This is a genomic window from Nocardia carnea (assembly GCF_029868855.1).
Taxonomy (GTDB): Bacteria; Actinomycetota; Actinomycetes; order Mycobacteriales; family Mycobacteriaceae; genus Nocardia; species Nocardia carnea_A.
Genome location: NZ_JARWOV010000244.1, coordinates 113,314 through 137,540 on the forward strand (window position 1 = coordinate 113,314; position 24,227 = coordinate 137,540).

The 24,227-nt window shown below is 67.9% G+C and carries 26 protein-coding genes and 4 tRNA genes; 11 read left to right on the plus strand and 19 right to left on the minus strand.

Annotated features, from left to right (window positions below):
* Nucleotides 1-7 precede the first annotated feature (7 nt).
* Entirely contained in the window at nucleotides 8-499 is a 492-nt protein-coding gene (locus QH195_RS24795) for a GAF domain-containing protein (protein WP_280437216.1), read from the minus strand.
* Nucleotides 500-648: 149 nt separating this feature from the next.
* On the opposite strand from QH195_RS24795, the gene QH195_RS24800 reads away from it, so the two are divergent.
* The 3 genes from QH195_RS24800 (at nucleotide 649) to QH195_RS24810 (ending at nucleotide 4,486) form a co-directional block, all read left to right on the plus strand.
* Entirely contained in the window at nucleotides 649-2,022 is a 1,374-nt protein-coding gene (locus tag QH195_RS24800; protein WP_280437217.1) for a styrene monooxygenase/indole monooxygenase family protein, read from the plus strand.
* 134 nt (nucleotides 2,023-2,156) lie between these two features.
* Nucleotides 2,157-3,275 carry a dimethylsulfone monooxygenase SfnG gene (gene sfnG, locus QH195_RS24805; RefSeq protein WP_280421046.1) on the plus strand — a complete coding sequence of 373 codons (1,119 nt, stop codon included), beginning with the start codon at nucleotides 2,157-2,159 and terminating at the stop codon, nucleotides 3,273-3,275.
* Nucleotides 3,272-4,486, plus strand: coding sequence for an SfnB family sulfur acquisition oxidoreductase (locus QH195_RS24810; protein WP_280437218.1), 1,215 nt, complete (start codon nucleotides 3,272-3,274; stop codon nucleotides 4,484-4,486). The genes sfnG and QH195_RS24810 overlap by 4 nt, the downstream gene beginning before the upstream one ends.
* 122 nt (nucleotides 4,487-4,608) lie before the next feature.
* On the opposite strand, the gene QH195_RS24815 is transcribed toward QH195_RS24810, so the two are convergent.
* The 6 genes from QH195_RS24815 to QH195_RS24840 form a co-directional block, all read right to left on the minus strand.
* Nucleotides 4,609-4,682: transfer RNA gene (locus QH195_RS24815), tRNA-Leu, on the minus strand.
* A gap of 1 nt (nucleotide 4,683) precedes the next feature.
* A tRNA-Leu gene (locus tag QH195_RS24820) sits at nucleotides 4,684-4,757 on the minus strand.
* Nucleotides 4,758-4,841: 84 nt separating this feature from the next.
* Nucleotides 4,842-4,915 (minus strand) — tRNA-Met (locus tag QH195_RS24825).
* Nucleotides 4,916-4,964: 49 nt separating this feature from the next.
* Nucleotides 4,965-5,034: transfer RNA gene (locus tag QH195_RS24830), tRNA-Trp, on the minus strand.
* A gap of 118 nt (nucleotides 5,035-5,152) precedes the next feature.
* Complete coding sequence (locus tag QH195_RS24835) at nucleotides 5,153-5,695, minus strand: hypothetical protein (protein WP_280437219.1); 543 nt, start codon at nucleotides 5,693-5,695, stop codon at nucleotides 5,153-5,155.
* 49 nt (nucleotides 5,696-5,744) lie between these two features.
* Nucleotides 5,745-6,740 (minus strand): helix-turn-helix transcriptional regulator, encoded by a 996-nt coding sequence (locus tag QH195_RS24840; protein WP_280437220.1) that lies wholly within the window; start codon nucleotides 6,738-6,740, stop codon nucleotides 5,745-5,747.
* A 160-nt stretch (nucleotides 6,741-6,900) separates the two neighbouring features.
* On the opposite strand from QH195_RS24840, the gene QH195_RS24845 reads away from it, so the two are divergent.
* Nucleotides 6,901-7,833 (plus strand): alpha/beta fold hydrolase, encoded by a 933-nt coding sequence (locus tag QH195_RS24845; RefSeq protein WP_280421042.1) that lies wholly within the window; start codon nucleotides 6,901-6,903, stop codon nucleotides 7,831-7,833.
* A gap of 211 nt (nucleotides 7,834-8,044) precedes the next feature.
* On the opposite strand, the gene QH195_RS24850 is transcribed toward QH195_RS24845, so the two are convergent.
* From QH195_RS24850 to QH195_RS24860, 3 genes are all read right to left on the minus strand, one after another.
* Nucleotides 8,045-8,698, minus strand: coding sequence for a Uma2 family endonuclease (locus tag QH195_RS24850; RefSeq protein WP_280437221.1), 654 nt, complete (start codon nucleotides 8,696-8,698; stop codon nucleotides 8,045-8,047).
* 288 nt (nucleotides 8,699-8,986) lie between these two features.
* Nucleotides 8,987-9,193: a DUF397 domain-containing protein gene (locus QH195_RS24855; RefSeq protein ID WP_280421040.1), complete on the minus strand. Its 207-nt coding sequence runs from the start codon at nucleotides 9,191-9,193 to the stop codon at nucleotides 8,987-8,989.
* Nucleotides 9,190-10,113, minus strand: a complete 924-nt coding sequence (locus QH195_RS24860) for a helix-turn-helix domain-containing protein (protein ID WP_280437222.1) — start codon at nucleotides 10,111-10,113, stop codon at nucleotides 9,190-9,192. Before QH195_RS24860 ends, QH195_RS24855 begins: the two co-directional genes overlap by 4 nt.
* Nucleotides 10,114-10,501: 388 nt before the next feature.
* Between QH195_RS24860 and QH195_RS24865 the strand changes: the two genes are divergently transcribed.
* Entirely contained in the window at nucleotides 10,502-10,738 is a 237-nt protein-coding gene (locus QH195_RS24865; protein ID WP_280437223.1) for a hypothetical protein, read from the plus strand.
* Nucleotides 10,735-11,070 (plus strand): hypothetical protein, encoded by a 336-nt coding sequence (locus tag QH195_RS24870; RefSeq protein ID WP_280437224.1) that lies wholly within the window; start codon nucleotides 10,735-10,737, stop codon nucleotides 11,068-11,070. The genes QH195_RS24865 and QH195_RS24870 overlap by 4 nt, the downstream gene beginning before the upstream one ends.
* A 46-nt stretch (nucleotides 11,071-11,116) precedes the next feature.
* Here QH195_RS24870 and QH195_RS24875 read toward each other — a convergent pair whose 3' ends face one another.
* The 7 genes from QH195_RS24875 to pcaH form a co-directional block, all read right to left on the minus strand.
* Entirely contained in the window at nucleotides 11,117-11,629 is a 513-nt protein-coding gene (locus QH195_RS24875) for an HAD domain-containing protein (RefSeq protein ID WP_280437225.1), read from the minus strand.
* A 27-nt stretch (nucleotides 11,630-11,656) separates the two neighbouring features.
* Nucleotides 11,657-12,868, minus strand: coding sequence for an acetyl-CoA C-acetyltransferase (locus tag QH195_RS24880; protein WP_280437226.1), 1,212 nt, complete (start codon nucleotides 12,866-12,868; stop codon nucleotides 11,657-11,659).
* 19 nt (nucleotides 12,869-12,887) lie between these two features.
* Nucleotides 12,888-13,667: an IclR family transcriptional regulator gene (locus tag QH195_RS24885; protein WP_280421034.1), complete on the minus strand. Its 780-nt coding sequence runs from the start codon at nucleotides 13,665-13,667 to the stop codon at nucleotides 12,888-12,890.
* Complete coding sequence (gene pcaD / locus QH195_RS24890) at nucleotides 13,664-14,899, minus strand: 3-oxoadipate enol-lactonase (RefSeq protein ID WP_280437227.1); 1,236 nt, start codon at nucleotides 14,897-14,899, stop codon at nucleotides 13,664-13,666. The genes QH195_RS24885 and pcaD overlap by 4 nt, the downstream gene beginning before the upstream one ends.
* 219 nt (nucleotides 14,900-15,118) lie before the next feature.
* Nucleotides 15,119-16,447: a lyase family protein gene (locus QH195_RS24895; protein WP_280437228.1), complete on the minus strand. Its 1,329-nt coding sequence runs from the start codon at nucleotides 16,445-16,447 to the stop codon at nucleotides 15,119-15,121.
* Between the two features lie 8 nt (nucleotides 16,448-16,455).
* A complete protein-coding gene (gene pcaG / locus QH195_RS24900; RefSeq protein ID WP_280437229.1) occupies nucleotides 16,456-17,082 on the minus strand; it encodes a protocatechuate 3,4-dioxygenase subunit alpha in 627 nt (208 codons plus the stop codon).
* Complete coding sequence (pcaH, locus tag QH195_RS24905; RefSeq protein ID WP_280437230.1) at nucleotides 17,075-17,797, minus strand: protocatechuate 3,4-dioxygenase subunit beta; 723 nt, start codon at nucleotides 17,795-17,797, stop codon at nucleotides 17,075-17,077. Before pcaH ends, pcaG begins: the two co-directional genes overlap by 8 nt.
* A 149-nt stretch (nucleotides 17,798-17,946) precedes the next feature.
* Between pcaH and QH195_RS24910 the strand changes: the two genes are divergently transcribed.
* Together QH195_RS24910 and QH195_RS24915 are read left to right on the plus strand one after the other, a co-directional pair.
* A complete protein-coding gene (locus QH195_RS24910; protein ID WP_280437231.1) occupies nucleotides 17,947-18,693 on the plus strand; it encodes a CoA transferase subunit A in 747 nt (248 codons plus the stop codon).
* Entirely contained in the window at nucleotides 18,690-19,346 is a 657-nt protein-coding gene (locus QH195_RS24915) for a CoA transferase subunit B (RefSeq protein ID WP_280420931.1), read from the plus strand. The genes QH195_RS24910 and QH195_RS24915 overlap by 4 nt, the downstream gene beginning before the upstream one ends.
* A gap of 16 nt (nucleotides 19,347-19,362) precedes the next feature.
* Here the strand turns inward: QH195_RS24915 and QH195_RS24920 are convergent, their stop codons facing one another.
* On the minus strand, nucleotides 19,363-20,268 hold the full coding sequence (locus QH195_RS24920; RefSeq protein WP_280437232.1) for a LysR family transcriptional regulator: 906 nt from the start codon (nucleotides 20,266-20,268) through the stop codon (nucleotides 19,363-19,365).
* A gap of 122 nt (nucleotides 20,269-20,390) precedes the next feature.
* On the opposite strand from QH195_RS24920, the gene QH195_RS24925 reads away from it, so the two are divergent.
* Together QH195_RS24925 and QH195_RS24930 are read left to right on the plus strand one after the other, a co-directional pair.
* Nucleotides 20,391-21,623 (plus strand): MFS transporter, encoded by a 1,233-nt coding sequence (locus QH195_RS24925; RefSeq protein ID WP_280437233.1) that lies wholly within the window; start codon nucleotides 20,391-20,393, stop codon nucleotides 21,621-21,623.
* Nucleotides 21,620-22,801: a 4-hydroxybenzoate 3-monooxygenase gene (locus QH195_RS24930; RefSeq protein WP_280437234.1), complete on the plus strand. Its 1,182-nt coding sequence runs from the start codon at nucleotides 21,620-21,622 to the stop codon at nucleotides 22,799-22,801. Before QH195_RS24925 ends, QH195_RS24930 begins: the two co-directional genes overlap by 4 nt.
* A gap of 18 nt (nucleotides 22,802-22,819) precedes the next feature.
* Here the strand turns inward: QH195_RS24930 and QH195_RS24935 are convergent, their stop codons facing one another.
* Nucleotides 22,820-23,410 (minus strand): type 1 glutamine amidotransferase domain-containing protein, encoded by a 591-nt coding sequence (locus QH195_RS24935; protein ID WP_280420935.1) that lies wholly within the window; start codon nucleotides 23,408-23,410, stop codon nucleotides 22,820-22,822.
* 238 nt (nucleotides 23,411-23,648) lie between these two features.
* Here QH195_RS24935 and QH195_RS24940 point away from each other — a divergent pair, with 238 nt between their 5' ends.
* Nucleotides 23,649-24,128 (plus strand): Dps family protein, encoded by a 480-nt coding sequence (locus QH195_RS24940; protein WP_280420936.1) that lies wholly within the window; start codon nucleotides 23,649-23,651, stop codon nucleotides 24,126-24,128.
* Nucleotides 24,129-24,227: the final 99 nt, after the last annotated feature.

Consider the following 24,227-nt stretch of genomic DNA (forward strand, 5'->3'; position numbering starts at 1 on the left):
TACCCGGTCAGTGCACCGAGAGTGAGTGCACGAAGATCTCGGCGACGGTTTCCAAGCCCCGGCGGTCGGTTTCGTCGAAGCGCGCGGGTCGCGGGCTGTCCAGGTCGAGCACACCGATCAGGTCTCCGGCGTGCACCAGGGGGATCACGATCTCCGAGCGGGTATCGCCGTCGCAGGCGATATGGCCCGGGAAAGCGTGCACATCGGGAACCAGTTGGGTGCTCCGGCTCCGGGCGGCCGTACCGCAGACGCCCTTGCCGAGTGGTATCCGGACGCACGCCGGTTTCCCCTGGAACGGCCCGACCACGAGTTCGCGACCGTCGTAGAAGTAGAAACCGGCCCAGTTCACTTCGGGTAGGGAATGGTAGAGCAGGGCACTGAGGTTGGCGGCGTTGGCGATGCGGTCGGATTCGCCGGCGACCAGCGCGGCGGCTTGCTCGTCGAGCTGCCGGTAGCGGTCCGTGCGGTCGCCCGTCAGCGGGACGAGGTCGAAGGTCATGGTCGGCGATGGTAGCGCCCACGATTGGCCGTACCCAGGCTGTCCCGCTTCTCAGCATTCGAAAAACTCGACAGCTCAGTGGCTTTGCCATCGACTCTCGGTGAGCGTAAACCGTGCGTCCGCGGCGCCCCGCTCGCGACCATTGCGCCATGACAACCCCGAAAAGCTCCACCCGCAAAGCCGCCGTGATCGGTGCCGGCCAGGCCGGTGTCACCGCGGCGCTCGGACTGCTCGACGCCGGATTCCTCGTCACCGTCTACAGCGAACGCGATCAGCGCGCTCTGCGCGACTCCGTACCCGCCACCGGAACGGCACTGATCTTCGGCGAGGCCCAGGCCGCCGAGGAAGCGCTCGGGCTACCCACCTACCTCGATCGCGCGCCGTTGCACAGTGGCCTGACCGTCCGGGTCGCCGGCGGTGGTGAGGAACTCATCGATTTCGACGGCGCCTTCGACGGTTTCCACGGACTCGCCGTCGACACCCGGTTGAAGGCGGACGAACGGCTCACCACCTTCCTCGAGCGGGGCGGCCGTTTCGTCGTCGACACGGTCACGCCGGAGCGGCTCGATCCCATCGCGGCCGATAACGACCTCACCCTCGTCGCGACCGGTCGCGGTGGCCTGTCGGGCCTGTTCGACATCGACGAGACCCGCACCGTGTACGACGCGCCGCAACGCAATCTGCTGACGGTCACCGTCACCGGACTGGGTCACGACGAATCGGTGTTCGCGCACCGCAGCCCGGCCGGCGGGGGCCGCAGCGGGTTCTCCATCGTGGCCGAACAGGGCGAAGGCTGGTGGGGGCCCTACCTGCACAAGGATGCCGGGCCGAGCTGGGCGTTCCTCGGCTGGGCGCGACCGGGCAGCGACTGGGCGAAACGGTTCGCCGCGGCCGACTCCGCCGAGTCGGCGCACCGCATCGTCACCGACCTCTACCGCGACTACCTCGACTGGGATCTGCCCGAGGTGCTCGCCACCGAAGTGATCGCCGACGATCCCCACTCCTGGCTGAAAGGCGCTGTCCGGCCCCTGTTCCGGCGCGGCGTCGGGCACACCGCCGGCGGGCATTCGGTCGCCGCACTCGGCGATACCGCCGTCGCCTACGACCCGATCGCCGGGCAGGGCGCGCAGAGCGGTCTCATCCAGGCACAACGCCTGGTTGCCGCGGCCGCCGCCCACGAAGGCCCGTTCGACGATGCCTGGATCACCGCACAGTACGAGGCGTTCCTGGAGTTCCGCGCCGAGGACGCCGCGAAAGTGACCCGGCTGTTCCTCAGCGACCCCGAATTCGCCGAGATCGGCAACCAGTTCTTCGCCGCGGCCGCGGCCGATCCGCGGTTCGCGTCCGCGCTTGTGAGCACACTGCACCGCCCGCAAGCGGCACGTCCGGTCAATTCGGTGGCCGATGCGCACGAACTCATCGCGGCGGTCACCGGGGAGGACGCGGCCACCGTGCTGGGCCGGTTCCAGCCCGCGGGCCGGTTCAGCAGGTCCCAGTACAGTCAGGCCGCGGCCACGGCCTGACCGCTGCGGCGGCGGGATGTGATCCGGCAGATTCAAACCCTCGTACCCGCCGCATCCCGCTGGTGGACTGATTGCGCGCCGGGGCGCCACACCCCGGCGTCCAGACCAGCCCACGGCCACCAGCGGGAGCAGCGATGTCCACCGAGAAGACCACCGATCAGATCCGGTTCGCCTACTGGGTGCCCAATGTCAGCGGCGGACTGGTGACCAGCGATATCGAACAGCGCACCGGCTGGGATTTCGAATACAACAAGAAACTCGCGCAGACCGCCGAACGCAACGGGTTCGAATACGCGCTGTCCCAGGTCCGCTACACCGCCTCCTACGGCGCCGAGTACCAGCACGAATCCACCTCGTTCAGCCTGGCGTTGCTGGGTGCCACCGAACGGTTGAAGGTGATCGCGGCCGTGCATCCCGGGTTGTGGCATCCGGCGGTACTCGCGAAGTTCGGCGCCACCGCCGATCACCTGTCCGGTGGCCGGTTCGCGATCAATGTGGTGTCGGGCTGGTTCGCGGGGGAGTTCACCGCCCTCGGCGAGCCGTGGCTCGAACACGACGAACGGTACCGGCGCAGCGCGGAATTCCTCGAGGTGATCCGCAAGATCTGGACCGAGGACGCGGTGAACTACGGCGGCGACTTCTACCGCATTCGCGATTTCACCCTGAAACCGAAACCGCTGAACACACCCGAACGGCCGAATCCGGAACTGTTCCAGGGCGGTAACTCCTCCGCGGCCCGACGCAACGGCGGGCGCTACGCCGACTGGTACTTCTCCAACGGCAAGGATTTCGACGGGGTCACCGAACAGCTCGACGATCTGCGCGCTGTCGCCCGCGCCCACGACCGGGAAGTGAAGTTCGGGCTGAACGGTTTCATCATCGCCCGCGATACCGAGAAAGAGGCGCGGGACACCCTGCGCGAGATCATCGCGAAGGCGAACAAACCCGCGGTCGAAGGTTTCCGGGACGCCGTCCGGCAGGCGGGCGCGTCGACGCAGGACAAAAAGGGAATGTGGGCGGATTCGAGCTTCGAGGATCTGGTCCAGTACAACGACGGGTTCCGGACCCAGCTGATCGGCACACCGGAACAGATCGCCGAACGGATCGTCGCCTACCGCGACCTGGGCGTAGACCTCGTCCTGGGCGGGTTCCTGCACTTCCAGGAGGAGATCGAGTACTTCGGGGCGAAGGTACTGCCGCTCGTCCGGGAACTGGAGGCCGCGCGGCGTCCCGCCGGCGCGGCGAGCCGATGACCACCGTCGAGGCCGCGCGGATCACCTCCGCGGAGCAGGGGCGCGCCGTCGCGGCGCGGCTGGCGGCCGAATTCGCGGTCGGCGCGGCACAGCGGGACGCGGTCCGCGAACTGCCTTTCGCCGAGGTGGCGAAGCTCGCGGCGAGCGGTGTGCTCGCGGTGACTGTTCCCGCCGCGCTCGGCGGTGCGGACCTGCCACCGAGCGAGGTCGCCGAAATCGTGCGCTTGCTCGCCACCGCCGACCCGAATATCGCGCAGATCCCGCACAGCCATTTCGTCTACGTGAATCTGCTGAAACTGGCCGGAACCGAAGCACAACAGCGCCGGTATCTGACGGCGGTCCTGAACGGCGCGCGTATCGCCAACGCACAATCCGAGCGCGGCGGGGCCACGGTGGCGGAGATCGCGACCACGGTGACGCCGATCGAGGCCGGGCAGCGGTTCCGGATCGACGGTACCAAGTACTACTGCACGGGATCGCTGTTCGCGGACACCCTGGCCGTGCTCACCAGGCTGGACGATCCCGACGGCCGGACCGGTCTCCCACTCGGCCAGTACGTGGCGTTCCTGCCCGCCGATTCGCCGGGCGTGCGGATAGTCGACGACTGGAACGGGGTGGGGCAGCGCACAACCGGCAGCGGGACAGTGGTGTTCGAGGGGGTGGCGGTGGAACGCGACCAGCTCGTGGCGCGCGGCACTGCCGTGGATGCCCCGACCGCCTACGGCGCCTCCGCGCAACTCCTGCACGCCGCCATCGACACCGGTATCGCCCGGGGCGCGCTCACCGCCGCCACCGGGTTCGTCCGGGAAAAGAGCCGGCCGTGGTTCGAGGCGCAGGTGGAGCGGGCGATCGACGACCCGCTGCTGATCCAGCGGTTCGGGGAACTCGCTGTCACCGTCACGGCCGCCGAATCCGTGCTGCGCACCGCCGGGGTCGCGGTCGACGCGGCAGTCGGCGCGCCGGATCGGGTGGCGGCCGCCTCGATCGCGGTCGCCACCGCCAAGATCCTCGCCGACCGCGCCGCCAACGAGGTGTCCTCCGCGCTTTTCGAGGTGTGCGGAACACGCAGCGCGGCAGCCGAACTCAACCTGAGCCACTTCTGGCGCAACGCCCGCACACACACCCTGCACGATCCGGTCCGCTGGAAGTACCAGCACATCGGCCGCACCCTGCTGCACGGAACACCGCCACCCCTGCACGGCGTGCTCTGAACCGTTTCGCCGAGGTCGGATGCAGTCAGCGCGTGCGCACCGGGTCCGATACAGGCGCGCGGACAACTCGGCCTGGGCAGCTTGGGCCCTGAGCCGGTGGTCGCTGCCGGATACGGTCGTAGTACTCCTGGAGGGATTCGAACCCCCAACCAACGGTTCCTGAAACCGCCGCCTCTGCCGATTGGGCTACAGGAGCGTGCCCTTCGCGCGATTCGAACGCGCAACTACCGGATTTTGAATCCGGTCCCTCTGCCGATTGGGGTAGAAGGGCTCCAGTCCGGCCGGATGGAATCGAACCACCGATGCCCGAAGGCGGGAGGGTTACAGCCTCCCTGCACGCCATGTGCTCGACCGGTTGCGGTGGTGGGATTCGAACCCACGGCCTGCGGGTTATGAGCCCGCTGCGCTGCCTGACTGCGCTACACCGCGTTGTCCCGGGACCGTCCCGGGATTCATCGCCGAGAATTCGGCGATATCGCATATCCGGCAGGAGTCGAACCCGCGGGCGCCGGTTTTGGAGACCGGGCCGCTACCACCAGCTCGGATATTCGCGGAGTTTCTCGTCTCCGTGATGTTTCTATCGTCGCAGGCGGGTCAACCGATTTTCCGGAGGCGTTTCCGGGGAAAGCACCGGCGTAGGAATGTGATTCGCGATCCGGTACCGGATTACTGCGCGGGGGCCGCCGAGCCGGCCCGCAGATCGGTGACGACCACCGGCACGATATCGAGCAGTTCCGGCCGGAACTCGCCACTTATCGGGCTCACATTGCAGACCGTGGCCACCAGGTAGACCCCGCGCGGGATCTCGGTGAACGAGCCGGTGACCTGTCCCGTGGCGGAGGCGAACTGGACGCGTGGTCCGGCGGTGACGGCGCCGTCGGCGATCAGGCGCTGCAACAGGGCGAAGGCGTCGGGTTCGCGGCCACTCAGGGTGTCGACGGCGGCGGGGGCGAGGATGGGCGCGGCGACGGCGGTGTTCACCAGGACGGTCGTGCATTCTCCCGGGATGACGGGGAAGGTGTCGCGCCGGTTGGGGACGTTGGCGACGGTGTAGTCGATGGTGGTCCCCGAGACCGTCGCGGAGAGGGCGATCGCCGGCCGGATGTCCTGCGCGGCGGCCGTGGCGGGGAAGATCGCAGCGAATACAGCCAGCACAAAGGCAGCAACGGCCGCGCCGAGGCCGAAATGGAAGAAGCCGGACCGCACCACGGATCTCTCCTCTTCGTCAGATGGGAAAACGCTAACAGAAAAATGCTGGTCAGCGTGGTATTGACTGCGGATCGGCGCGACTGTAGGTGCCGGCCAAGGCGGCGGCCACCTCACTCATATGCTGCCGGAGGGCGGGTGGCTCGAGGACTTCGGCGCCGGTGCCCAGGCGTAGCAGCAAACGCGCGGTGTGCTCGATGGTTTCCAGGGGGATCTGCACGACGGACCACCCGTCCGGCTCGCTGCGGGCGGTTTCCTGTGCAGCGCGCACCAGATCCGGATCGAGCAGATGGTCGAGGCGATCGAGCACGGCCGGTGAGATCCGCACGGTGGCCGTTCCCTGCCGGCGGCGGGTGTCGAACCGGTCGAGGTAGTCCTGCCAGTAGCGGCCCAGGTCGAAGCCGGGAAGCCGCTCGAAGGTGTCGTCGAGCGTGTGCACGGTGTCGATCTGCGATACCCGGTAGGTCCGGATACTATCCCCGGCCGCGGCTACCAGATACCAACGCCCGGATTTGAGGACCAGCCCATAGGGGTCCAGCGTGCGGTGCACCTGCCGGGGCTCGGCCCAGCGTCGGTAGCCGATGTGCAGGCGACGCTGGTTCCACACCGCGTCCACCACCGCGGGCAGGTGGGGGAGGTCCTCCGGGGCGTTGTACCACCCGACGGTGTCGAGCCGGACGCGCTGCGCAATCCGCCCGGTCGAGCCGCGGAAGGGCTCCGGTAGCGCCGCCAGCAGTTTCCGTTGCGCGGTGGCCAGCGTCGCACCCAGCCCCAGGTCGGCGGCCGGGCCGGGTAGCCCGGACAGCCACAGGGCGTCGGCCTCGTCGGCGGTCATTCCGGTCAACCGCGTCTGGTAGCCGTCCAGCAGCCGGTAGCCGCCGTCGCAGCCGGCCTCGCCGTACAACGGAATGCCCGCGGCGCTCAACGACTCCATATCGCGATAGACGGTACGAACCGATACCTCCAGCTCTCGCGCCAACTGGCCCGCGGTCATCCGGCCTCGCGTCTGCAGCAGCAAGACGATCGACAGCAACCTGCTCGCACGCACCGTCACAGTCTGGCGGCGACCTCCGACAGCCGGCCCGACACGACCACAGGGGTCATGACAGTGTGATGCAGTTCACAGTAGATTGCCTCTCCTCACTGACAGGACCTGTCAGTAGGTCGCTCCTACCGTGTCAGCCGACCCGAACGACGATTGGAGGCGGATGATCGCAGCAGACGAAACATTCGATGGCACTTGGCCGTTCGCGCCCGAATTCACCGATTCGGCCGGATTCCGGCAGCACTATGTGGATATCGGACCTCGCGACGGAGAACCGGTTGTGCTCCTGCACGGGGAACCGACCTGGGGGTACTTGTGGCGGCATCTCATCGGCCCGTTGTCTCGTTCCCGGCGCGTTATCGTGCCCGACCACATGGGGTTCGGGAAAAGCGCTACGCCTGGCGATCGCAGCTATCTGGCCGGTGAGCACATCGACAATCTCGACGCGCTGCTGGTGCGGGAACTCGATCTCACCGGCATCACGCTGGTCATGCACGATTGGGGCGGCCCGATCGGCACCGGGTTCGCGCTGCGGCACCCGGACCGGGTGGCGCGGCTGTTCGCCACCAATACCGTTCTGCCGCTGGGGCTTCCCGGCTACGACGAGCTGGAGGCTGCGAATATGGCCGACAGCGCCTGGTTCCGCTGGGCCGCGGCGGCGCAGGCCGACGGCAGTCTGGAGCGGATCCTGGGCAACGCCGGCTCCACCGTCTGTCATCTCATGCTCGCCCTGCAGACGATCACCCGGCCCGAGATCGTCACACCCACCTGGGTTCGCGCCTACGCCGCTCACTTCGGCAGTCCGGCGGAATGCCGCGGTGTGATCCGCTTTCCGCAACAACTGGTCGCCCCCGACCCCGCCGGCTCGCCGGCGCCGCCGGATCCGGAGGCCGTCACCGCACTGCGCGCGAAACCGGCGGTCCTCGTAGAAGGTATGCAGGACACCGCGTTACTACCGCGCCACATCATTCCGGCGTTCCGGCTCGCCTACCCGGACGCCCCCGTCATCGAACTACCGCACTCCGGCCATTTCACCCCCGAGGACGCACCTCAGGAATTACTAGCCGCGCTGGAATTGTTCCTGCACACCAGTTGACGAGCGACCCCGAGATGCGTCACCACTACGCGCCCTATCAGCAGCCCTGGATTCTTCCTGCCTCGGGCTGCTGACCAACGCAGATTCTCGCCATCGGACGCGCCGCTCTGCTCACCCCTCTCCAGCCACCGGACCGGTTGCCGCGTCGATCAGCGTCGGTGCGGCAGCCGGGGGTGCCACCGCTACGGAGCCGCGGCGGCGGCCGGTTGTCCTAGTACTGCAAATCGGTCCAGGGGATGTCGATACGAAACGGGAAATCGAACTGAACTCCCTGTTCGTCGTCGTGTGTCCACTCGCCCGCCACGAGATAGTTCGCCGGTCGGAGCGGGTGTACCCCATCGGGAAGCTCGCCGTGTTTGCTCTCCAGCGCATAAGCGCGGATCGTGGCGATCGCGCTTTCCCTGCGAGCCAGGGTCACCTCCCAATACCAGGGGATTCCGGCACTCGCGTAGCGGCCCTTCTTCGCCTCCATATCGGATTGCGTGTTGGAGGGGGACAGCACCTCGCCGACCAGCACCGTGTCGGATGCTCGTATGTCCTGGTAGGGAGATTCGAGGCAGCGATGCACCAGAAAATCGGGGGTGAGGAAATCCGATTTTCCGGACCTTCCGAGAAAGACATTCGTCTCCAGCGTGGTCCGGAGACATGGCGCGGACTGTTCCTGCACGGCTTTGCGGGTGCAGCGTTCGATGGCGGCGGTCATCCGGTAGGTGAATGTCTGGTGTTCGGCAGGCCCGCGTCGCACCCACACCACCCGGCCGTCCCACAATTCGATCTGTTCGGCGATCTGTTCGGGGAGCTGTTCCAGCTCGTCCCAGGTCATGTACTCCGGAAGGTCCGGCTCGTCGGTCCACGGCGCACCCATACAGTCATAGTAGGTCGTGGACCCGGTCGGCCGGCTCAGACGTCCGGGCGCTGTGCCGACGGAGGTGTGGATACGGCATCGACGACTGTGAATCACGTCGTCCGGCACTGCGGAGGCCCGTGGGTCGATGACCCCCGAGCGGGACAGGAAGGGGAGGGTCCGTGGCAGGAGGGTCAGCCGGGCTTCGGCAGGGGTGCCGCAGTCTGCCGATTGCCCCGTGCAGCGGCCGCGTCTCGAGCTGTTCGAAACGAGACCGCTGCACCGGGCGTCGCCCGGACCCTGGGGAACTCAGGCGGGGTGGGGTGTGCCGCTTTGGATGGCCGCGGTGAAGGCATCCCATTCGGACGGCGTGAAGACCAGGGCGGGGCCGGTGGGGTTCTTCGAGTCGCGGACACCGACCAGTCCGCCGTCGAGGAAGGCGGCCTCCACACATTCCCGGCCGGCCCCGCTGCGACTCGATTTGAACCATTTGGCCATGGACAGGTCGACGGTCATGCTCGGTACTCCCTGGCTGCTATCTGCCTGATCAGGCTCTTGCTGGCTGCAACGTCGAGCGACGATTGCCGGATGACGTCATACGCCTGACGATACCGGCCCACATCCTTGGCTCGTTCCAAGTACATCTCACCCGCATAGGACTCGCTGTAGACGACCGTCGGCGAGACCTCCCGACCCCGTGCGTCTCGGCCGAAATCCAGGATAATAAACGGGCCGGTCGGGATACCGGTGGGAAGCCCCGCCGTGAAGGGAAGCACGGATACCGCTACATTGGCAGGCATATTCGCCAAATGATTCAGCTGTGCTCGCATAACTCTCGCTCCACCGACGACGGTATGCAGGACCGATTCGTGAACCACGAAATCAGCGCTGACGGGCTTGGTCTTACGGGTGATCAGGGCCTGACGCCTGGTCTTGAACTGAATACGTCTGTCCCGCATCTCTTCGGTTTCGTCCGGTATGGCCATGCGTTCGATCACGCGAGCGTAGTCGGGGATCTGGAACAGGCCCGGCACTACGTCCTGCTGATAGATCGTCAGCTGTTTGGCCGAGGATTCGAGTCCGACGTACAGGTTGAAGCCGCGGAAGATGACATCGTCGAACTCCTGCCACCAATTCTTGACCGCCGCCTGCTTCGCCAGGCTGACCAGCCCCGCGACTACTCCGGGATCGTCGATACCGTAGATGCGGCAGAGTGCTTCGACGTCGGGTACTCGGATACCGGTCAATCCCCGCTCGGCGCGGGACAGCGTACTGACCGACACCTGCAATAGCGGAGCGACATCCTCGAGGTTCATATTCACCGCTTCGCGGGCTTCCCGGAGGTATCGCCCGAGCTGGCGGCGCGGCAGAGTGGTCGAATTGTCTTCGGGCACGGGTTTCCTCACTTTTGCATCCGGTGTGATGGTTGTTTGCACTCGGCAAGAGCTTCGGCACGCCTGTGACACCCGCTCTGGCCCTTTGGAAAAGCTTCTGTGCAAATGCAGATCGCGCTTGTGCGAGCTTGTCGTCCAGTGATGTGCTGGGTTTACCCGACAGCCGGGAACCTCGGATCAACAAGCCGCCCAGAAGATCCCCATCCCAGGTGCGACCGATCCGAGACCTTACCGCGAATCACCAGGAGTTCACGCGGAAACGGCGATGTACCCCCGGCTGCCGGGCCTGCCGCCGGTATCGCTCGGCTCCGGAGCCGCGATGACGGCACGCGACGTAGCGGGCTGTAGCAAACCACTCCACTGCCGAAAGCCGAGTACTCCCATGACAGAGAACCGCGCCTTGCCGTTCAGAGCCCCGGGGAGCCGGGCCATGGCCGCGACATTGCGGCTGTTGCACTCCGGAAAGTCCTGGGTCACCGATGATCCGAGAATCCTGCGGCAGATCGCGGAGGGCCTGCGAACGCTCGACCATCCCACGCCGCACTGCGGTAACGAGGACCCTATCGGCGGCTACGCCCACGCGCACCAGGTGATGGCCGTGCACGCCGGCCACCGCTGTCCACGTTATGAGGCAGCGGTCCGGTACACGGCCGAGGCGCGGCCATGACCGTGGGCCGTGCCGCCCCACGACGGGCAATCGTGCTGCGCCGGACCGAGTACGACGGCCGGGAGCTCGAACGGCTCATCAGGGCACACATCCTCGAAGTCGTGCACACGGTGGTCACGGATACCGGTCCGGAACTCGGAGCACTGATCGCGATCCAGCATGTGCTGGAACACGGGGCCGAGGTGATCGTGATCCCGCACCTCACGCGCGATGGGATTCGACAGGAACGACCATGGCTTGCGGTGACAGCGCTCGCCGAGCTGGTGACAGCTCGGGGTGTGGTTGCGCGCGGTTCGTACCGTACCCCGCACCCTGGCCGAGGCAGCGGCTGAACCGATTCTCGCGCGGCAGTTCGGCCGGTGTCACTGGCCGGGGCCGTTATGAGACAGTGTGCTGGAGCCAGTCGGTGAATTCGGCGAAATCGTCCGGCCGCAATCCTGTTCGGGCGTCCACGCGGTGCAGGAGTGCGCGGCCGGAGTGATTCTCCGCCACCCATTCCCGGTCTCGGGTGCCGATCTCGTCGTCGACCCAGATGAACGGTCTGCCCGCGGCACGGTCCACCAGCGCACGGGTCTTCCAATGCAATCCGAACCACGCGTCCACCGGATCGTCGACTGTGTCCGGTCGATCCAGCACTGCCAAGGGAGGTAGGCCGAGCACCGGGCCCACCGCACGGTTGGCCTCGTGCATCCAGGTCGTCGCCCAGACCAACTCGCAGGGAAGGGCGGCCAGCAGCGGGCCCAGGGCGGGATCGAGCCGGGCCAGAAGAGGATTCGTTGCTCCCGGGCCGGGCGGTAGGTGTGCCGGATACCGGCCATCCGGGGCCCCGAACGGGATCAGCGGCCCGTCGATGTCGAGGAACAGCACCGGCGAGTCCACGGAAAACCTCACCTGAGCAGGTTAGAGCCTATTGCGAGGTCAGGATAGGCGTTCGAAGACGGCCGCCAGCCCCTGACCGCCGCCGATGCACATGGTCTCCAGGCCGTAGCGGCCCTCGCGGCGATCGAGTTCGCGGAGCAGGGTGGCGAGGATACGGGCGCCCGTCGCGCCGACCGGATGACCGAGGGAGATACCGGAACCGTTGGGGTTGAGGCGCTCGTCGTCGGGTTCGAGTTTCCAGCTGCGCAGGACGGCCAGAGTCTGCGCGGCGAAGGCTTCGTTGAGTTCGATGACGGACATATCGTCGAGCGTCAATCCCAGCCGGGCGAGGGCTTTTTCGGTGGCCGGGACCGGACCGATGCCCATGGTGCGAGGCGGGACCCCGGCGACGGCCCAGGAGGCGAGGCGGGCCAGTGGGCGCAGGCCCAGGGCGCGGGCTTTGTCGGGTGTGGTGACGATGCAGAGGGCGGCGCCGTCGTTCTGGCCGCTGGCGTTACCGGCGGTGACGGTGGCATCCGGATCGACCTTGCCGCGGATCGGGCGCAGTTTCGCAAGGGCTTCGACGGTGGTATCGGCGCGGGGATGCTCGTCGGTGTCGACGACAACGGGACCCGATTTACGTTGCGGCACCGCGACTCCGACGATTTCCTCGCCGAATCGCCCGGACTGCTGGGCGGCGACCGCGCGCTGATGCGATTGCACCGCGAGCGCGTCCTGGTCGGCGCGGCTGATCGAGAATTCGGCGCGCAGGTTCTCGGCGGTTTCGATCATGCCGCCGGGGACCGGGAAATTCTTCCCGCCGGCGGTGACGCGGGCACGGGCCAGCCGGTCGTCGAGGGAGATTCCCTCACCCTTCACGCCCCAGCGCATACCGGTGGCGTAGAACTCGGCCTGGCTCATGGATTCCGCGCCGCCGGCCAGGACCAGATCGCTACCGCCGGTGCTGACCTGCATGCAGGCCTGGAGCACGGCCTGTAATCCGGAGCCGCAGCGGCGGTCCACCTGTACTCCGGGGACGTCCACGCCGAGACCGGCGTCGAGGGCGGCGACCCGGCCGATCGCCGGAGCCTCACCGTTGGGGGAGGCCTGGCCCAGGATGACATCGTCGATCTGGCCGGCGGGCAGACCGGTGCGGGCGACCAGTTCGGTGATCAGCGTCGCGGCCAGTGTTTCGGGCGCGAGGTCTTTGAACACTCCACCGAAACGGCCGACCGGGGTGCGCAGCGGTTCGCAGATGACAGCGTCGATCATGGGATTCCTTCGTGCGGTTTCAGGCGTGGTTCTGGACGCGGGCGAGGTCGGCGCTGATGGCCGAGGCCGTGGTCAGCAGCGGTGGCAGCAGATCGGCGCGCACACTGTCGGTGGTGTAGCGGGCGGCGTGGGTGGAGATGTTCACGGCGGCGCAGACCGTCCCGGCGTGGTCGCGGATCGGGGCGGCCATCGAGCGCAGGCCCTGTTCCAGTTCCTGGTCGACCAGGCAGTAACCGGCGTCCCGGGTTTTGCGCACTTCCTCGCGAAGCCGGCCGGCATCGAGCACGGTGCGGTCGGTGAGCGGGGTGAAGGTGACCTTCGCCAGGTACTCCTCGAAAGCCTGTTCCGGCAGACCGGCCAGCAGGACCCGGCCCATCGAGGTGCTGAAAGCGGGGAAGCGGGTGCCGATGGTGATCGATACGGTCATGATCCGGCTCACCGGTACGCGGGCGACGTAGACGATGTCCTCGCCGTCGAGGATGGATACCGAGGTCGATTCGTGCACCTGATTCGCCAGCGATTCCAGATGCGGCCCCGCGACCTCGGGCAGGCTCAGGCTGGACAGGTAGCTGTAGCCGAGTTCCAGCACGCGCGGGGTGAGCCAGAACAGGGAGCCGTCGGTGCGCACATAGCCGAGTTCCACCAGAGTCAGCAGGAATCGGCGGGCCGTCGCGCGGGTGAGGTCGGTGGCCTTGGCGACGTCGCTGAGGGTGCGCCGCGGATGATCGGCGTCGAAGGAACGGATAACGGCCAGGCCGCGGCCCAGCGACTGCACGTAATCGGGGGAAGGTTCGGTCATGGTCGGTGGATGTCCTCTGCGCTCGCGGACCCGGCCGGCTCGGGCCCGGTGCCCTCGGTGAGCAGGCCCTCGGCGAGCGCCGCCTTACCGAGTCCGAAGGCGAGGTTACTGTTCGGCACTCCCGCGTAGACCGCGGTGTGCAGGAAGACCTCGGCGAGCTGATCCGGATCGACCCCGGCCCGCAGCGCCGCGCGGATATGCATATCCAGTTCGTGAGTGTTGCCGACGGCGGTGAGAACGGCGAGGGTGAGCAGGCGCCGGGTGTGCTGATCCAGGCCGGGGCGGCTCCAGATATCGCCCCACGCGGTGCGGGTGATGAAATCCTGGAACGGCGCGGTGAATTCGGTGGTGCCGGCGACGGCACGGTCGACATGGGCGTCGCCCAGTACCGCCCGCCGCACCCGCATACCCTGGTCGAAGGCGTGGTCGCGTTCGCGTCGGTCGCCGATATGGGCGGTGATGAGCGAGGTCACCGGGCCGGCCTGTTCGACACTCGCCAGGTGCGCGGCGGGGTCCAGGACGTGCAGGGTGGAGTTCGCGATCCCGTCGGCGAGGACGCGCATATCGTCGGGTGTGGTGGCCGGATCCTGCGCGCCGGCGATCACGAGGGTGGGGGCGGTGATCCGGACGAGGTCGGCGCGGCCGTCGAAATGGGCGAGAGCGACGCAGCAGGCGGCGTAGCCCTCGTCGGTGGTCGTTTCGACCATGGTGCGGCTGCGGGCGATCAGTTCGGGGTCGCGGTCGGCGAGTCCGGCGGTGAACCACCGGCCGACCACGGCTTCGGCGATCGACGCCGTCCCGTCGGCGCGTACTGCGGCGGCCCGGTCGAGCCAGCTCTGCGGGGTGCCGAACTTCGCTGCTGTGCACAGCAGCGTCAGGGTGCGGACCCGGTCCGGGTGATGTGCCGCGATCCACTGGGCGACCGCGCCGCCCAGCGAGAGCCCGACCAGGTGGATTCGGTCGCGGCCGAGGCGATCCAGCAGCGCCAGCACATCGGCGGCCAGGCCGGCGACGGTGTAGTCGCCGGTGCCGGTCGGTGAATCGCCGTGTCCCCGCAGGTCGACGGCGAGGACTTGGTGGTCGGCCGACAGCGCGGCCACCTGTGGGTCCCACATCGACCGATTCGAACCGAGCGAGCCGAGAAGTACGACGGTGGACGCCGCGGTCCCGGGTCCGGCGGCTCGGTAGGAGAGCTCGACGGCCGGGAGCGAATCCGCTGCGCTGGTGCCCATTTCACTTGCTCCGTTCGGGTTGCGAAGATTGTTCCGCGCCACGAGTTCTCGGACGCGTCGCGGGATTTCCGGCCGCCGTGCCCGGCACGGGGCCCGGAGGTCGGCCCGGGACCGGGCTCTGCGGCTGTGGCAACAGGCCTTGTCCCGGCCGAAATGGCGGCACGCCGGTGAGCCGGCACCGGTTTCGCCCAGGGCTGTTGCGTTCGGTGCGCACCGGTGTCACCGGGGTTCCGTGCGTGCGCCGTCGCGTTCGGTGAGCACCTGGGTCACCAGATCGGCCGCGTGTCCCAGGTATCCGGACGGGTCCAGGAGTTCCCGCACCCGTTGTGCCCCGAGGTATTCGATGATCGTGGGGTCGGTGTCCAGGGCCGGCGGATGCGCGGTGGCGGCGGCGGTGACGATATCGCGGGCGCGCTCGGTATGTTCGGACAACGCCGCCGTGATCCGTTCGGCGAGCAACAGTCCACCGGTGACCGCAAGATTGCGGGCCATCGCCTCCGGGTGGACGTGCAGGCCGGTGAGGCTGTGCGCCAGCCGGTGCGCGGCACCGCCGGTCAGCCGCAGCAGATCGGTCACGGTTTCCCATTCGGCATGCCAGGCGCCGGCGGCGCGCTGCAGTTCGTGGTCCATCGCCCCGAGTGCGTCCGCGACCAGGCCGGGGACCCGGCGGGCAGCAGCGCGGGCGGTGATGGCGGCGACCGGGTTGCGTTTGTGCGGCATCGCGGATGACCCGCCGGGGGAGTCCTCGCTGGCCTCACCGACCTCGGTGGCGGACAGCGCCACGATATCCGTGGCGATCTTGGCGACCGCGCCCGCGGCCACGCCGAGCGCGGTGGCCAGTTCGGCGATCGGGGTGCGGTCGGTATGCCACGGGATGCCCTGCGGTGCGAGTCCGAGTTCCGCGGCCAGCGTATCGGCGACGGCCGGGCCGTGCGGATACAGGGCTGCGAGAGTGCCTGCGGCACCGCCGAATTGAACCGGGAGATCGGCCAGGGCGGCGGTGACCGACCCGGCGGCCCGGTCCAGGGCCTTGCACCAGCCGGCCGCGAGCGCACCGAAGGTGGTGGGCAGGGCCTGCTGGCCGAGGGTGCGGGCGGCCATGGGGGTGTCGCGGTGAGCGCGGGCCAGTCCGGCGGCGGCGTCGGCGGCGGTGCGGAGATCGTCGACGATCATCGCCCCCGCGCGCTGTGCGAGCAGGAGCAGCGCGTTGTCGAGAATGTCCTGACTTGTCGCGCCCTTGTGGACGGCGGACCCCGGGACCCCGGCCGGTGCGCAGGCGTCACGCAGCCTGCGCACCAGCGGGATCACCGGGTTGCCGCCGGCCACCGCGGCCGCGCCGAGTTCCGCCGGATCCAGTGTGGCGGCCAGCTCCGGCCCCGCGGTGGCGATGGCTGCGGCGTGCCCCTCATCGAGCACGCCGGCCACCGCTTGAGCGCGGGCGAGCGCGCATTCCACGTCGATCAGGGCGGCGATCCAGGCGCGGTCGGACAGGACCGCGCCGAGTTCGGCGGCACCGAACAGCGGGTCGAACAGCTCTCCACGCGGCACACGTACTCCTACAGGTAGAAGAACGGCGTCTCGACGCCGTCCGGGTCGGCGTCCTGCAGCACGATATCGAGGTGGTAGCCCGCCGGGGTGGCGGTGGCGATCAGCTTGTGCCGCTGCTTTTCCGGGAGCGCGGCCAGTACCGGATCGGTAGCGTTGGCGGCTTGCTCGTCGGGGAAGTAGAAGCGGGTGATCGACCGGTCGAGCATGCCCCGGGCGAAAACCGATACGTTCAGGTGCGGGGCCTGGTCGGCCCCGTCGCCGATCGCGATCGCACCGGGTTTGACGGTGGTGAACCGGGCGGTTCCGGTGGCGTCCAGGGGGCACCGCCCGAAGCCGCGGAATGCCGGGTCGGTCTGCGGGCGCGGATCATCCGGGTGCTCGAATACGCCGTCGCGGTTGGCCTGCCAGATCTCGATCAGGCCGTCGGGGACGATGTTACGTCCCCCGTCGATAACCGTCACTGTGACGGTTATCGATCCGTCTGTTCCCGGTGCGACCACATCCGGACCATCGGGCCAAGGGAGTCCGATATGAAGGTAGGGGCCCACGGTCTGCGATGGGGTCGGGCCGAATCCGACCGTGGTGAAATCCCCTGGGATCACCGGGTAGCGGGGTGCGAATTCGGTATCACTCATCGTGATCGTCCTCCTCTTCGAAGGGGGTCGCGTCGCGACCGCGCAACACGATGTCGAACCGGAAACCCAGGGCCCAGTTGTCTTTGGTGGCGCTGTAGTCGAACACGCTGACCATGCGCTGCCGCGCGCCGTCGGGAACCGAGTTGTAGATCGGGTCCTGGAAGAACATCGGGTCGTCCGGAAAGTACATCTGAGTGACCAGACGCTGGGTGAAGGCGCGCCCGAACAGGGAGAAATGGATATGCGCGGGCCGCCAGGCGTTGTGGTGGTTACCCCACGGGTAGGCGCCCGGTTTGATCGTGGTGAGCGAGTAGTGGCCGTCGCTGTCGGTGAGGACGCGGCCGACGCCGTCGAAATGCGGGTCCAGCGGTGCGGGCCACTGATCGCCCTGGTGGCGGTAGCGGCCGCCGGCGTTGGCCTGCCAGATCTCGACGAGAGTGCCGGGGACGGGTTTGCGGTCGCTGTCGAGAACGCGGCCGTGTACGACGATCCGCTGTCCCTGCGCTTCACCGCCACGGGCCAGGGTCAGGTCGGCGTCGGCCTCGGTGACGCGGCCTTCGCCGAGTACCGGGCCGGTGAGTTCACCGAGTCGCTGCGGGAGCAGGATCAGCGGTTGTTTGGGGTGGCGAAGGGTGGTGGAGCGGTATTCGGCGAAGTCGAGCGGAGCTTCCTCGTTCTTGTCGATACCGCGGTACCGCGGTGGCAGTTGAAGCATGCGCGCGACCTCGCGTTCGGGATGTGGACATTGCTACGGAATGCGAACAGCATAGGACGCGGCGGCGGCCGGGGCAATCACTGTTCCGGCGTTCACTATACGCACATGAGTTCACAATCCGTACAGATCCGGTTACTGTGGAGCCCGTGATGGACAAAGTCTTTGCCTCAGCCGCCGAAGCGGTCGCCGATATCCCCGACGGTTCGTCACTGGCCGTCGGCGGATTCGGGCTGGTCGGCATCCCGGAAGTGCTGATCAACGCGCTGCTCGACCAGGGCGCCACGGAACTGGAGGTCGTCAGCAACAACTGCGGAATCAACGGATTCGGCCTCGGTGTCCTGCTGGCGGCTCATCGGATCCGCCGCACGATCAGCTCCTACGTCGGCGCCAACGAGGAGTTCGCGCGCCAATACCTGTCCGGTGAACTGGAGGTGGAGCTGACTCCGCAAGGCACCCTCGCCGAGCGGATGCGCGCCGGTGGCGCGGGGATCCCGGCGTTCTTCACCCCGGCGGGTGTGGGCACCCAGGTCGCCGAGGGCGGGCTGCCGCTGCGTTACGACGGGGCGGGCGGGGTCGCGGTGGCCAGTCCGCCGAAGGAAACCCGGGAATTCGACGGTGTCACCTATGTGCTCGAGCGCGGGATCGTCACCGATTACGCGCTGGTCCACGCCTGGAAAGGCGACCGGCACGGCAACCTCGTGTACCGCGCCAGCGCCCGCAACTTCAATCCGCCCGCGGCCGCGGCGGGCCGGATCACCATCGCCCAGGTCGAGCAACTGGTGGAACCCGGCGAACTCGACCCCGACCAGGTGCACACCCCCGGTATCCAGGTCCAGCGGGTCGTACCGGTCGGCAAGGTCGAAGTAGGAATCGAGAACAGGACGGTGCGCGCATGAAACTGACCCGCGAACAGATGGCGGCCCGCGTCGCCGCGGAACTCACCGACGGCCAGTACGTCAACCTCGGTATCGGGATGCCGACCCTGGTGCCCAACTACCTGCCCGACGACATCACCGTTGTCCTGCACTCGGAGAACGGTGTCCTCGGTGTCGGGCCGTACCCGACCGAAGCGGAACTCGACCCCGAACTGATCAACGCGGGCAAGGAAACCATCACCGTGCTGCCCGGCGCCTCGTTCTTCGATTCGGCGGCATCGTTCGGCATGATCCGCGGTGGGCAGGTCGATGTGGCCGTTCTCGGCGCGATGCAGGTCAGCGCCCGCGGTGATCTCGCCAATTGGATGATCCCCGGCAAGATGGTCAAGGGGATGGGCGGGGCGATGGATCTGGTGCACGGCGCGCGCCGGGTGATCGTGATGATGGAACACGTATCGCGTTCGGGGGAGCCGAAGATCGTCGAAGAGTGCACGCTGCCGCTCACCGGATTGGGTTGCGTGAACCGGATCATCACCGATATCGCGGTCCTCGACGTCACCGAGAACGGGCTGGTGCTGGTGGAAACCGCGCCGGGCGTCACCGTTGCCGAGGTGCGGGCGGCCACCGGTGCCGAGATCGAGGTCGCCGCGGAACTGTCGGCGCGGGTGGGCTGACGGTGCTCGCCGGTGGTCACAGTGCCGGCATCCGCGTCATCGCCGTCCGGATAACCTCCAGAAACCACTGTTGCGGGCCGCCGCGCCCCGGCGCGTGGCGCGTATAGGCGGCCACCTCGACCGGTTCGATCGGCCACGGCAGGGCGAAGATCCGTACCGCGTGCGTGCGGGCCAACGCCCGGGCGACCCGCTCGGGGACGATCGCGACCAGTTCGCTGTCCTGCACCACGTAGGGCAGGGTCGCGAACCGGGTCACCCGTACCGCGATCCGGTTCTCCAGCCGGTGTTCGACCAGTGCCTTACGCGGGCCGGTATGCCCGGTCGCGCCGTCCACCACCACATGGCGTTCTTCTTCGAGTTCGGACTGGCCGGGGGTCGAGGACTGCAGCCGGGGATGGTCGGCGGCGACCATTCCGGCGTAACCCTCGGAGAACAGTACGGTCCGGCGTAGCCGCGGCGAATCCAGCACCGGGCTGGCCACGACCGCGTCCATCTCACCGCGGGCCAGCCGGTCGGTCGCCGTTTCCAGGTCGAACGCCGTCACTCGCAGCCGTGCCTGCGGGGCCTGCGCAGCGAGTTCGGCCAGGACGAGTGGCAGCACGGTCACCTCGCCCAGGTCGGAGAGTCCGAGGGTGAACTGTGTCGGGCGGCCGGGATCGAATTCCGCAGTGGTACCGAGGGTTTCGCTGACATCGGCGAGTGCGCGGCGGAGCGGTGGATACAGCCGCTCGGCCTCCGAGGTGGGAGCCAGTCCGCCGGGGCCGCGGACGAAGAGTTCGTCGTCGAGGCGGCGGCGCAGTTTGCCCAGGCCGTAGCTGACGGTCGGCTGGGTGACGCCCAGTAGGTCGGCGGCGGCGGTCACGCTGCGGGTCTCGTACAGCAGAACGAAGGTGCGCACCAGATTGAGGTCGAAGTCGGCCATAGATCTCCTCTATGTGGGAACGGAAAATCATCTATTGGATTTCTGAAGAACGCCAGCCTAGCGTGAGTGCCATCACAGCCCGGGTCGACGCCGATCCGAAGATCAGAAATGAATCCCGAATCATGAACAAATTACTGTCGTGGCCGGCCGCGCTCTGCTGGCTCACCGTGCTGCTCGACGGGTACGACCTCGTCGTCCTCGGCGCGGTCATCCCGACCCTCATCGACGAGAACCACATCGGCTTCACCGCCGCGAGCGCCACCTTCGCCGCGACCATCTCCCTGGTCGGTGTGGCCATCGGCGCGGCCGGGGTCGGGCCACTGGCCGACCGCTACGGCCGCCGCAGCGTGCTGCTGGGCTCGATCCTGCTGTTCTCGGTATTCACGATCGCCGTGCCGTGGGCCGGTTCGATCGGGGTGTTCGGCGCGTTCCGGCTGCTGGCCGGCCTCGGTCTCGGCGCGTGTATGCCCACCGCGCTCACCTTCATGGCCGAACATATGCCCGCCTCCCGCCGGGCCTTCGCCAGCACTTTCACCATGACCGGCTACCACTTCGGCGCGGTGCTGGCCTCGGTGGCCGCGCTCTGGCTCATCCCCAGCTGGGAGATCCTGTTCTACGCCGGTGGTGTGGCAGGGCTGCTGCTGTTGCCGCTGATGTGGTTCAAACTGCCCGAATCCGATGCCTATCTGGCGGCGCAGGGCAAGGCCGAACGAGTCAAGCCCACCGTGGTGCTGCAGCCGAAATACCTGCGCACCACGCTCGGCGTCTGGGTCGGCTCGTTCATGGGCCTGCTGCTGGTCTACGGCCTGAACACCTGGCTGCCCAAGCTGATGCGCGACGCCGGATACAACATGTCCACCTCGCTGACCCTGCTGCTGGTGCTGAATATCGGTGCGATCATCGGGCTCGTGGTCGCGGGTGTGCTCGCCGACCGCCGCGGGACCAAACCGACGATCCTGGTCTGGTTCGGCGCCGCCGCGGTACTGCTCGCGCTGCTCAGCATCAAGGTGCCCAGCACTGTGCTGCTCAACGCGCTGGTACTGGTCACCGGGATCTTCGTGTTCTCGGCCCAGGTACTGGTCTACGCCTACGTCACCCAGGCCTACCCGGCCGAAGTGCGGGCCACCGCGCTCGGACTCGCGGCCGCCGTGGGCCGGCTCGGCGCCATCTTCGGGCCCAGTATCACCGGGGCGCTCATCGTCGCCGGTTCCGCACATCCCTGGGGTTTCTACTTCTTCGCGCTGGTCGCCGGGCTCGGGTTGCTCGCGCTGGCCACGGTGCCCGGACTCGGCGCCCGCGCGACCCCGCCCATCACAACGCCCGGCCCCGACGAGTCGAAGGAGTACGCCGTATGAGCACCACCCGCACCCAGGTAGCCATTGTCGGCGCGGGACCGGCCGGACTGATGCTGTCGCATCTGCTGTACCGGTCCGGGATCGACTCGGTGGTCGTCGACATCCGCGGCCGGGACGAGATCGCCACCACGATCCGCGCGGGCATCCTCGAGGCGGGATCGGTACGCGCCCTGGTGGATACCGGAGTTTCCGACCGGGTGGTCACCGAGGGCGATCGGCACGACGGCGTCGTGTTCCGGTTCGGCGGCGACAACCACCGCATCGACTTCCAGGAACTGGTCGGCGAATCGGTCTGGCTGTATCCACAGAACGACGTATTCGTCGATCTCGCCGCCCGGCGGGAAGCCGATCAGGGGGACGTGCGCTACGGCGTGGCCGACACCGCGGTGGATATCTCGGGGGAGCGGCCCGTGGTTTCCTTCACCGACGCGGAGGGTCAGCCGGCCCGGGTCGAGGCGGATCTGGTGGTCGGCGCCGACGGATCGCGCTCGGTCTGCCGGAAAACCTTCCCGGAAGGCACCCGCCGCGAATGGTTCCGCGAATACCCCTTCGCCTGGTTCGGGTTCCTCGCCGACGCCCCGCCCTCGCATCCGGAACTGATCTACGCCCACTCCGACCACGGATTCGCGCTGGTCAGCCAGCGCACCCCGACCGTGCAGCGGATGTATTTCCAGTGCTCACCGGACGAACGGCCCGAGGAGTGGGACGACGACCGAGTCTGGGCGGAGATGCGCCGCCGGGTGAACGGGAACGGATTCGAAATCCAGGAAGGCCCGATCAGTGCGAAGATGGTGCTGCCGTTCCGGTCCTTCGTCACCGCCCCGATGCGGCACGGCCGGCTGCTGCTCGCCGGCGATGCCGCGCACACCGTGCCGCCGACCGGTGCGAAAGGGCTGAACCTGGCCCTCGCGGATGTGCAAGTCCTGCACGAATCGATCACCGATTTCTTCGCCGGGGCCGGCGACCGGGCGCTGGACAGCTATACCGAGCGGGCGCTGGACCGGGTCTGGAAGGCGCAGCACTTCTCGTACTGGATGACCACCATGCTGCACTCCGTCGACGGCGCCTCCGCCTTCGATATCGAGCGGCAGCGCGGTGAACTCTCGCTGGTCACCGGATCCCGGCACGGCGCGGCCTACCTGGCCGAGGCCTACACCGGATGGCAGCCCGCCCGCTAGCCGGAAAACCGGCGCCGGTCACCGGGTCGCAGTCGCGCCCTCCGGGTGCACCGGATGTTTGCCCTCGGCGAATTCCTCGACGATCTTCGCGCAGAAAGCGGGCAGGTCGTCCGGATTGCGGCTGGACACCAGACCGTGGTCGGTGACCACTTCCTCGTCCACCACGTTCCCGCCCGCATTGCGGATATCGGTCCGCACGCTGGGGTAAGAGGTGAGGGTGCGACCGCGCACCACATCGGCCTCCACCAGCGTCCACGGTCCGTGGCAGATCACCCCGACCGGTTTGCCGGTGGCGAAGAAATCGCGGACGAAACGGACGGCGTCCGGATCCTGGCGCAATTTATCGGGATTCGTGGTGCCGCCGGGAAGCAGCAGGGCATCGAATTCGTCGGGACTGCATTCGCCGACCACCCGGTCCACCGGGAAGGTGTCGCCCTTCTCCACGTCGTGGTTCATCGCCTGGATCTCACCCGGTTTCAGCGACAGCAGGGCGGTACTGGCCCCGGCGTCCTCCACCGCCGACCGCGGTTGCACGAGTTCGACCTGTTCCACTCCGTCCGCCGCGAGCACCGCGACCCGCTGTCCGGTCAGATTGTGCTGCTGGCCCATATCTGCTCCTCTCCGAGTGCGTGGTTGCGTTCCGCGAGCGACCTACCCGGGCCGATGGCGGCGAAACGTGGATCCGCCCCGGCCCATCCCGGTGTGCCCGCCGGGTCGCGAGGGCAGTGCGGTGACCGGGCGGACAGTGGCTTCGGTAACACCGATATCCCTGATTGAGCATCGCGCGGCCGGGTAGTCGACCCCCTGTCCGGCGCATCGAGCGCAACGAGAGAAAGGGCATCCGAGGATGAACGTCCCGATCAAGAGCACACTCGACCCGGAACAACAGCGCATCACCGGTGACGCGCTGCGCGCCAGCGTCGTCGACCTGATCGATCTGTCCCTGATCGCCAAACAAGCACACTGGAATGTGCTCGGCACCCACTTCCGGTCCGTGCACCTGGCCCTCGACGAGCTGGTGAGCGCCGCCCGCGAGTTCACCGACTCCGCCGCCGAACGCGCCACCGCCATCGGGGTGAGCCCCGACGGACGCGCGGCCACCGTCGCCAAGGAAGCGGCCGGGCTGGAATTCCCCGACGGCTGGCAGCAGGACACCGACGTCATCAATGCGATAGTCGACAACCTCTCCACCGTGATCCGCCGGTTCCGTGAGCGTATCGACGCCACCGAGAAGGCCGACCCGGTGACGCAGGATCTTTTCATCGAGATCGCGGCCCGGCTGGAGCAGCTGCACTGGATGTGGCAAGCGCAGCTGTCGACCGCCTGATCCGGTACGGCCCGAGGGCGGGCGGCCCGGAACCCGGCGGGCCCCGCGGAATGTGCCCCCGGGGTGAGGGCGGGGGGTGGGTGGCGGGGGGGGTAGCCG

What these genes read in the sequence shown, in the direction of transcription:
- QH195_RS24795 (WP_280437216.1), bottom strand. Translation starts at nt 499, where the DNA reads ATGACCTTCGACCTCGTCCCGCTGACGGGCGACCGCACGGACCGCTAC.
- QH195_RS24800 (WP_280437217.1), top strand. Translation starts at nt 649, where the DNA reads ATGACAACCCCGAAAAGCTCCACCCGCAAAGCCGCCGTGATCGGTGCC.
- sfnG (WP_280421046.1), top strand. Translation starts at nt 2,157, where the DNA reads ATGTCCACCGAGAAGACCACCGATCAGATCCGGTTCGCCTACTGGGTG.
- QH195_RS24810 (WP_280437218.1), top strand. Translation starts at nt 3,272, where the DNA reads ATGACCACCGTCGAGGCCGCGCGGATCACCTCCGCGGAGCAGGGGCGC.
- QH195_RS24845 (WP_280421042.1), top strand. Translation starts at nt 6,901, where the DNA reads ATGATCGCAGCAGACGAAACATTCGATGGCACTTGGCCGTTCGCGCCC.
- QH195_RS24850 (WP_280437221.1), bottom strand. Translation starts at nt 8,698, where the DNA reads ATGGGTGCGCCGTGGACCGACGAGCCGGACCTTCCGGAGTACATGACC.
- QH195_RS24855 (WP_280421040.1), bottom strand. Translation starts at nt 9,193, where the DNA reads ATGACCGTCGACCTGTCCATGGCCAAATGGTTCAAATCGAGTCGCAGC.
- QH195_RS24865 (WP_280437223.1), top strand. Translation starts at nt 10,502, where the DNA reads ATGGCCGCGACATTGCGGCTGTTGCACTCCGGAAAGTCCTGGGTCACC.
- QH195_RS24870 (WP_280437224.1), top strand. Translation starts at nt 10,735, where the DNA reads ATGACCGTGGGCCGTGCCGCCCCACGACGGGCAATCGTGCTGCGCCGG.
- QH195_RS24880 (WP_280437226.1), bottom strand. Translation starts at nt 12,868, where the DNA reads ATGATCGACGCTGTCATCTGCGAACCGCTGCGCACCCCGGTCGGCCGT.
- QH195_RS24885 (WP_280421034.1), bottom strand. Translation starts at nt 13,667, where the DNA reads ATGACCGAACCTTCCCCCGATTACGTGCAGTCGCTGGGCCGCGGCCTG.
- pcaD (WP_280437227.1), bottom strand. Translation starts at nt 14,899, where the DNA reads ATGGGCACCAGCGCAGCGGATTCGCTCCCGGCCGTCGAGCTCTCCTAC.
- pcaG (WP_280437229.1), bottom strand. Translation starts at nt 17,082, where the DNA reads ATGAGTGATACCGAATTCGCACCCCGCTACCCGGTGATCCCAGGGGAT.
- pcaH (WP_280437230.1), bottom strand. Translation starts at nt 17,797, where the DNA reads ATGCTTCAACTGCCACCGCGGTACCGCGGTATCGACAAGAACGAGGAA.
- QH195_RS24910 (WP_280437231.1), top strand. Translation starts at nt 17,947, where the DNA reads ATGGACAAAGTCTTTGCCTCAGCCGCCGAAGCGGTCGCCGATATCCCC.
- QH195_RS24915 (WP_280420931.1), top strand. Translation starts at nt 18,690, where the DNA reads ATGAAACTGACCCGCGAACAGATGGCGGCCCGCGTCGCCGCGGAACTC.
- QH195_RS24920 (WP_280437232.1), bottom strand. Translation starts at nt 20,268, where the DNA reads ATGGCCGACTTCGACCTCAATCTGGTGCGCACCTTCGTTCTGCTGTAC.
- QH195_RS24925 (WP_280437233.1), top strand. Translation starts at nt 20,391, where the DNA reads ATGAACAAATTACTGTCGTGGCCGGCCGCGCTCTGCTGGCTCACCGTG.
- QH195_RS24930 (WP_280437234.1), top strand. Translation starts at nt 21,620, where the DNA reads ATGAGCACCACCCGCACCCAGGTAGCCATTGTCGGCGCGGGACCGGCC.
- QH195_RS24935 (WP_280420935.1), bottom strand. Translation starts at nt 23,410, where the DNA reads ATGGGCCAGCAGCACAATCTGACCGGACAGCGGGTCGCGGTGCTCGCG.
- QH195_RS24940 (WP_280420936.1), top strand. Translation starts at nt 23,649, where the DNA reads ATGAACGTCCCGATCAAGAGCACACTCGACCCGGAACAACAGCGCATC.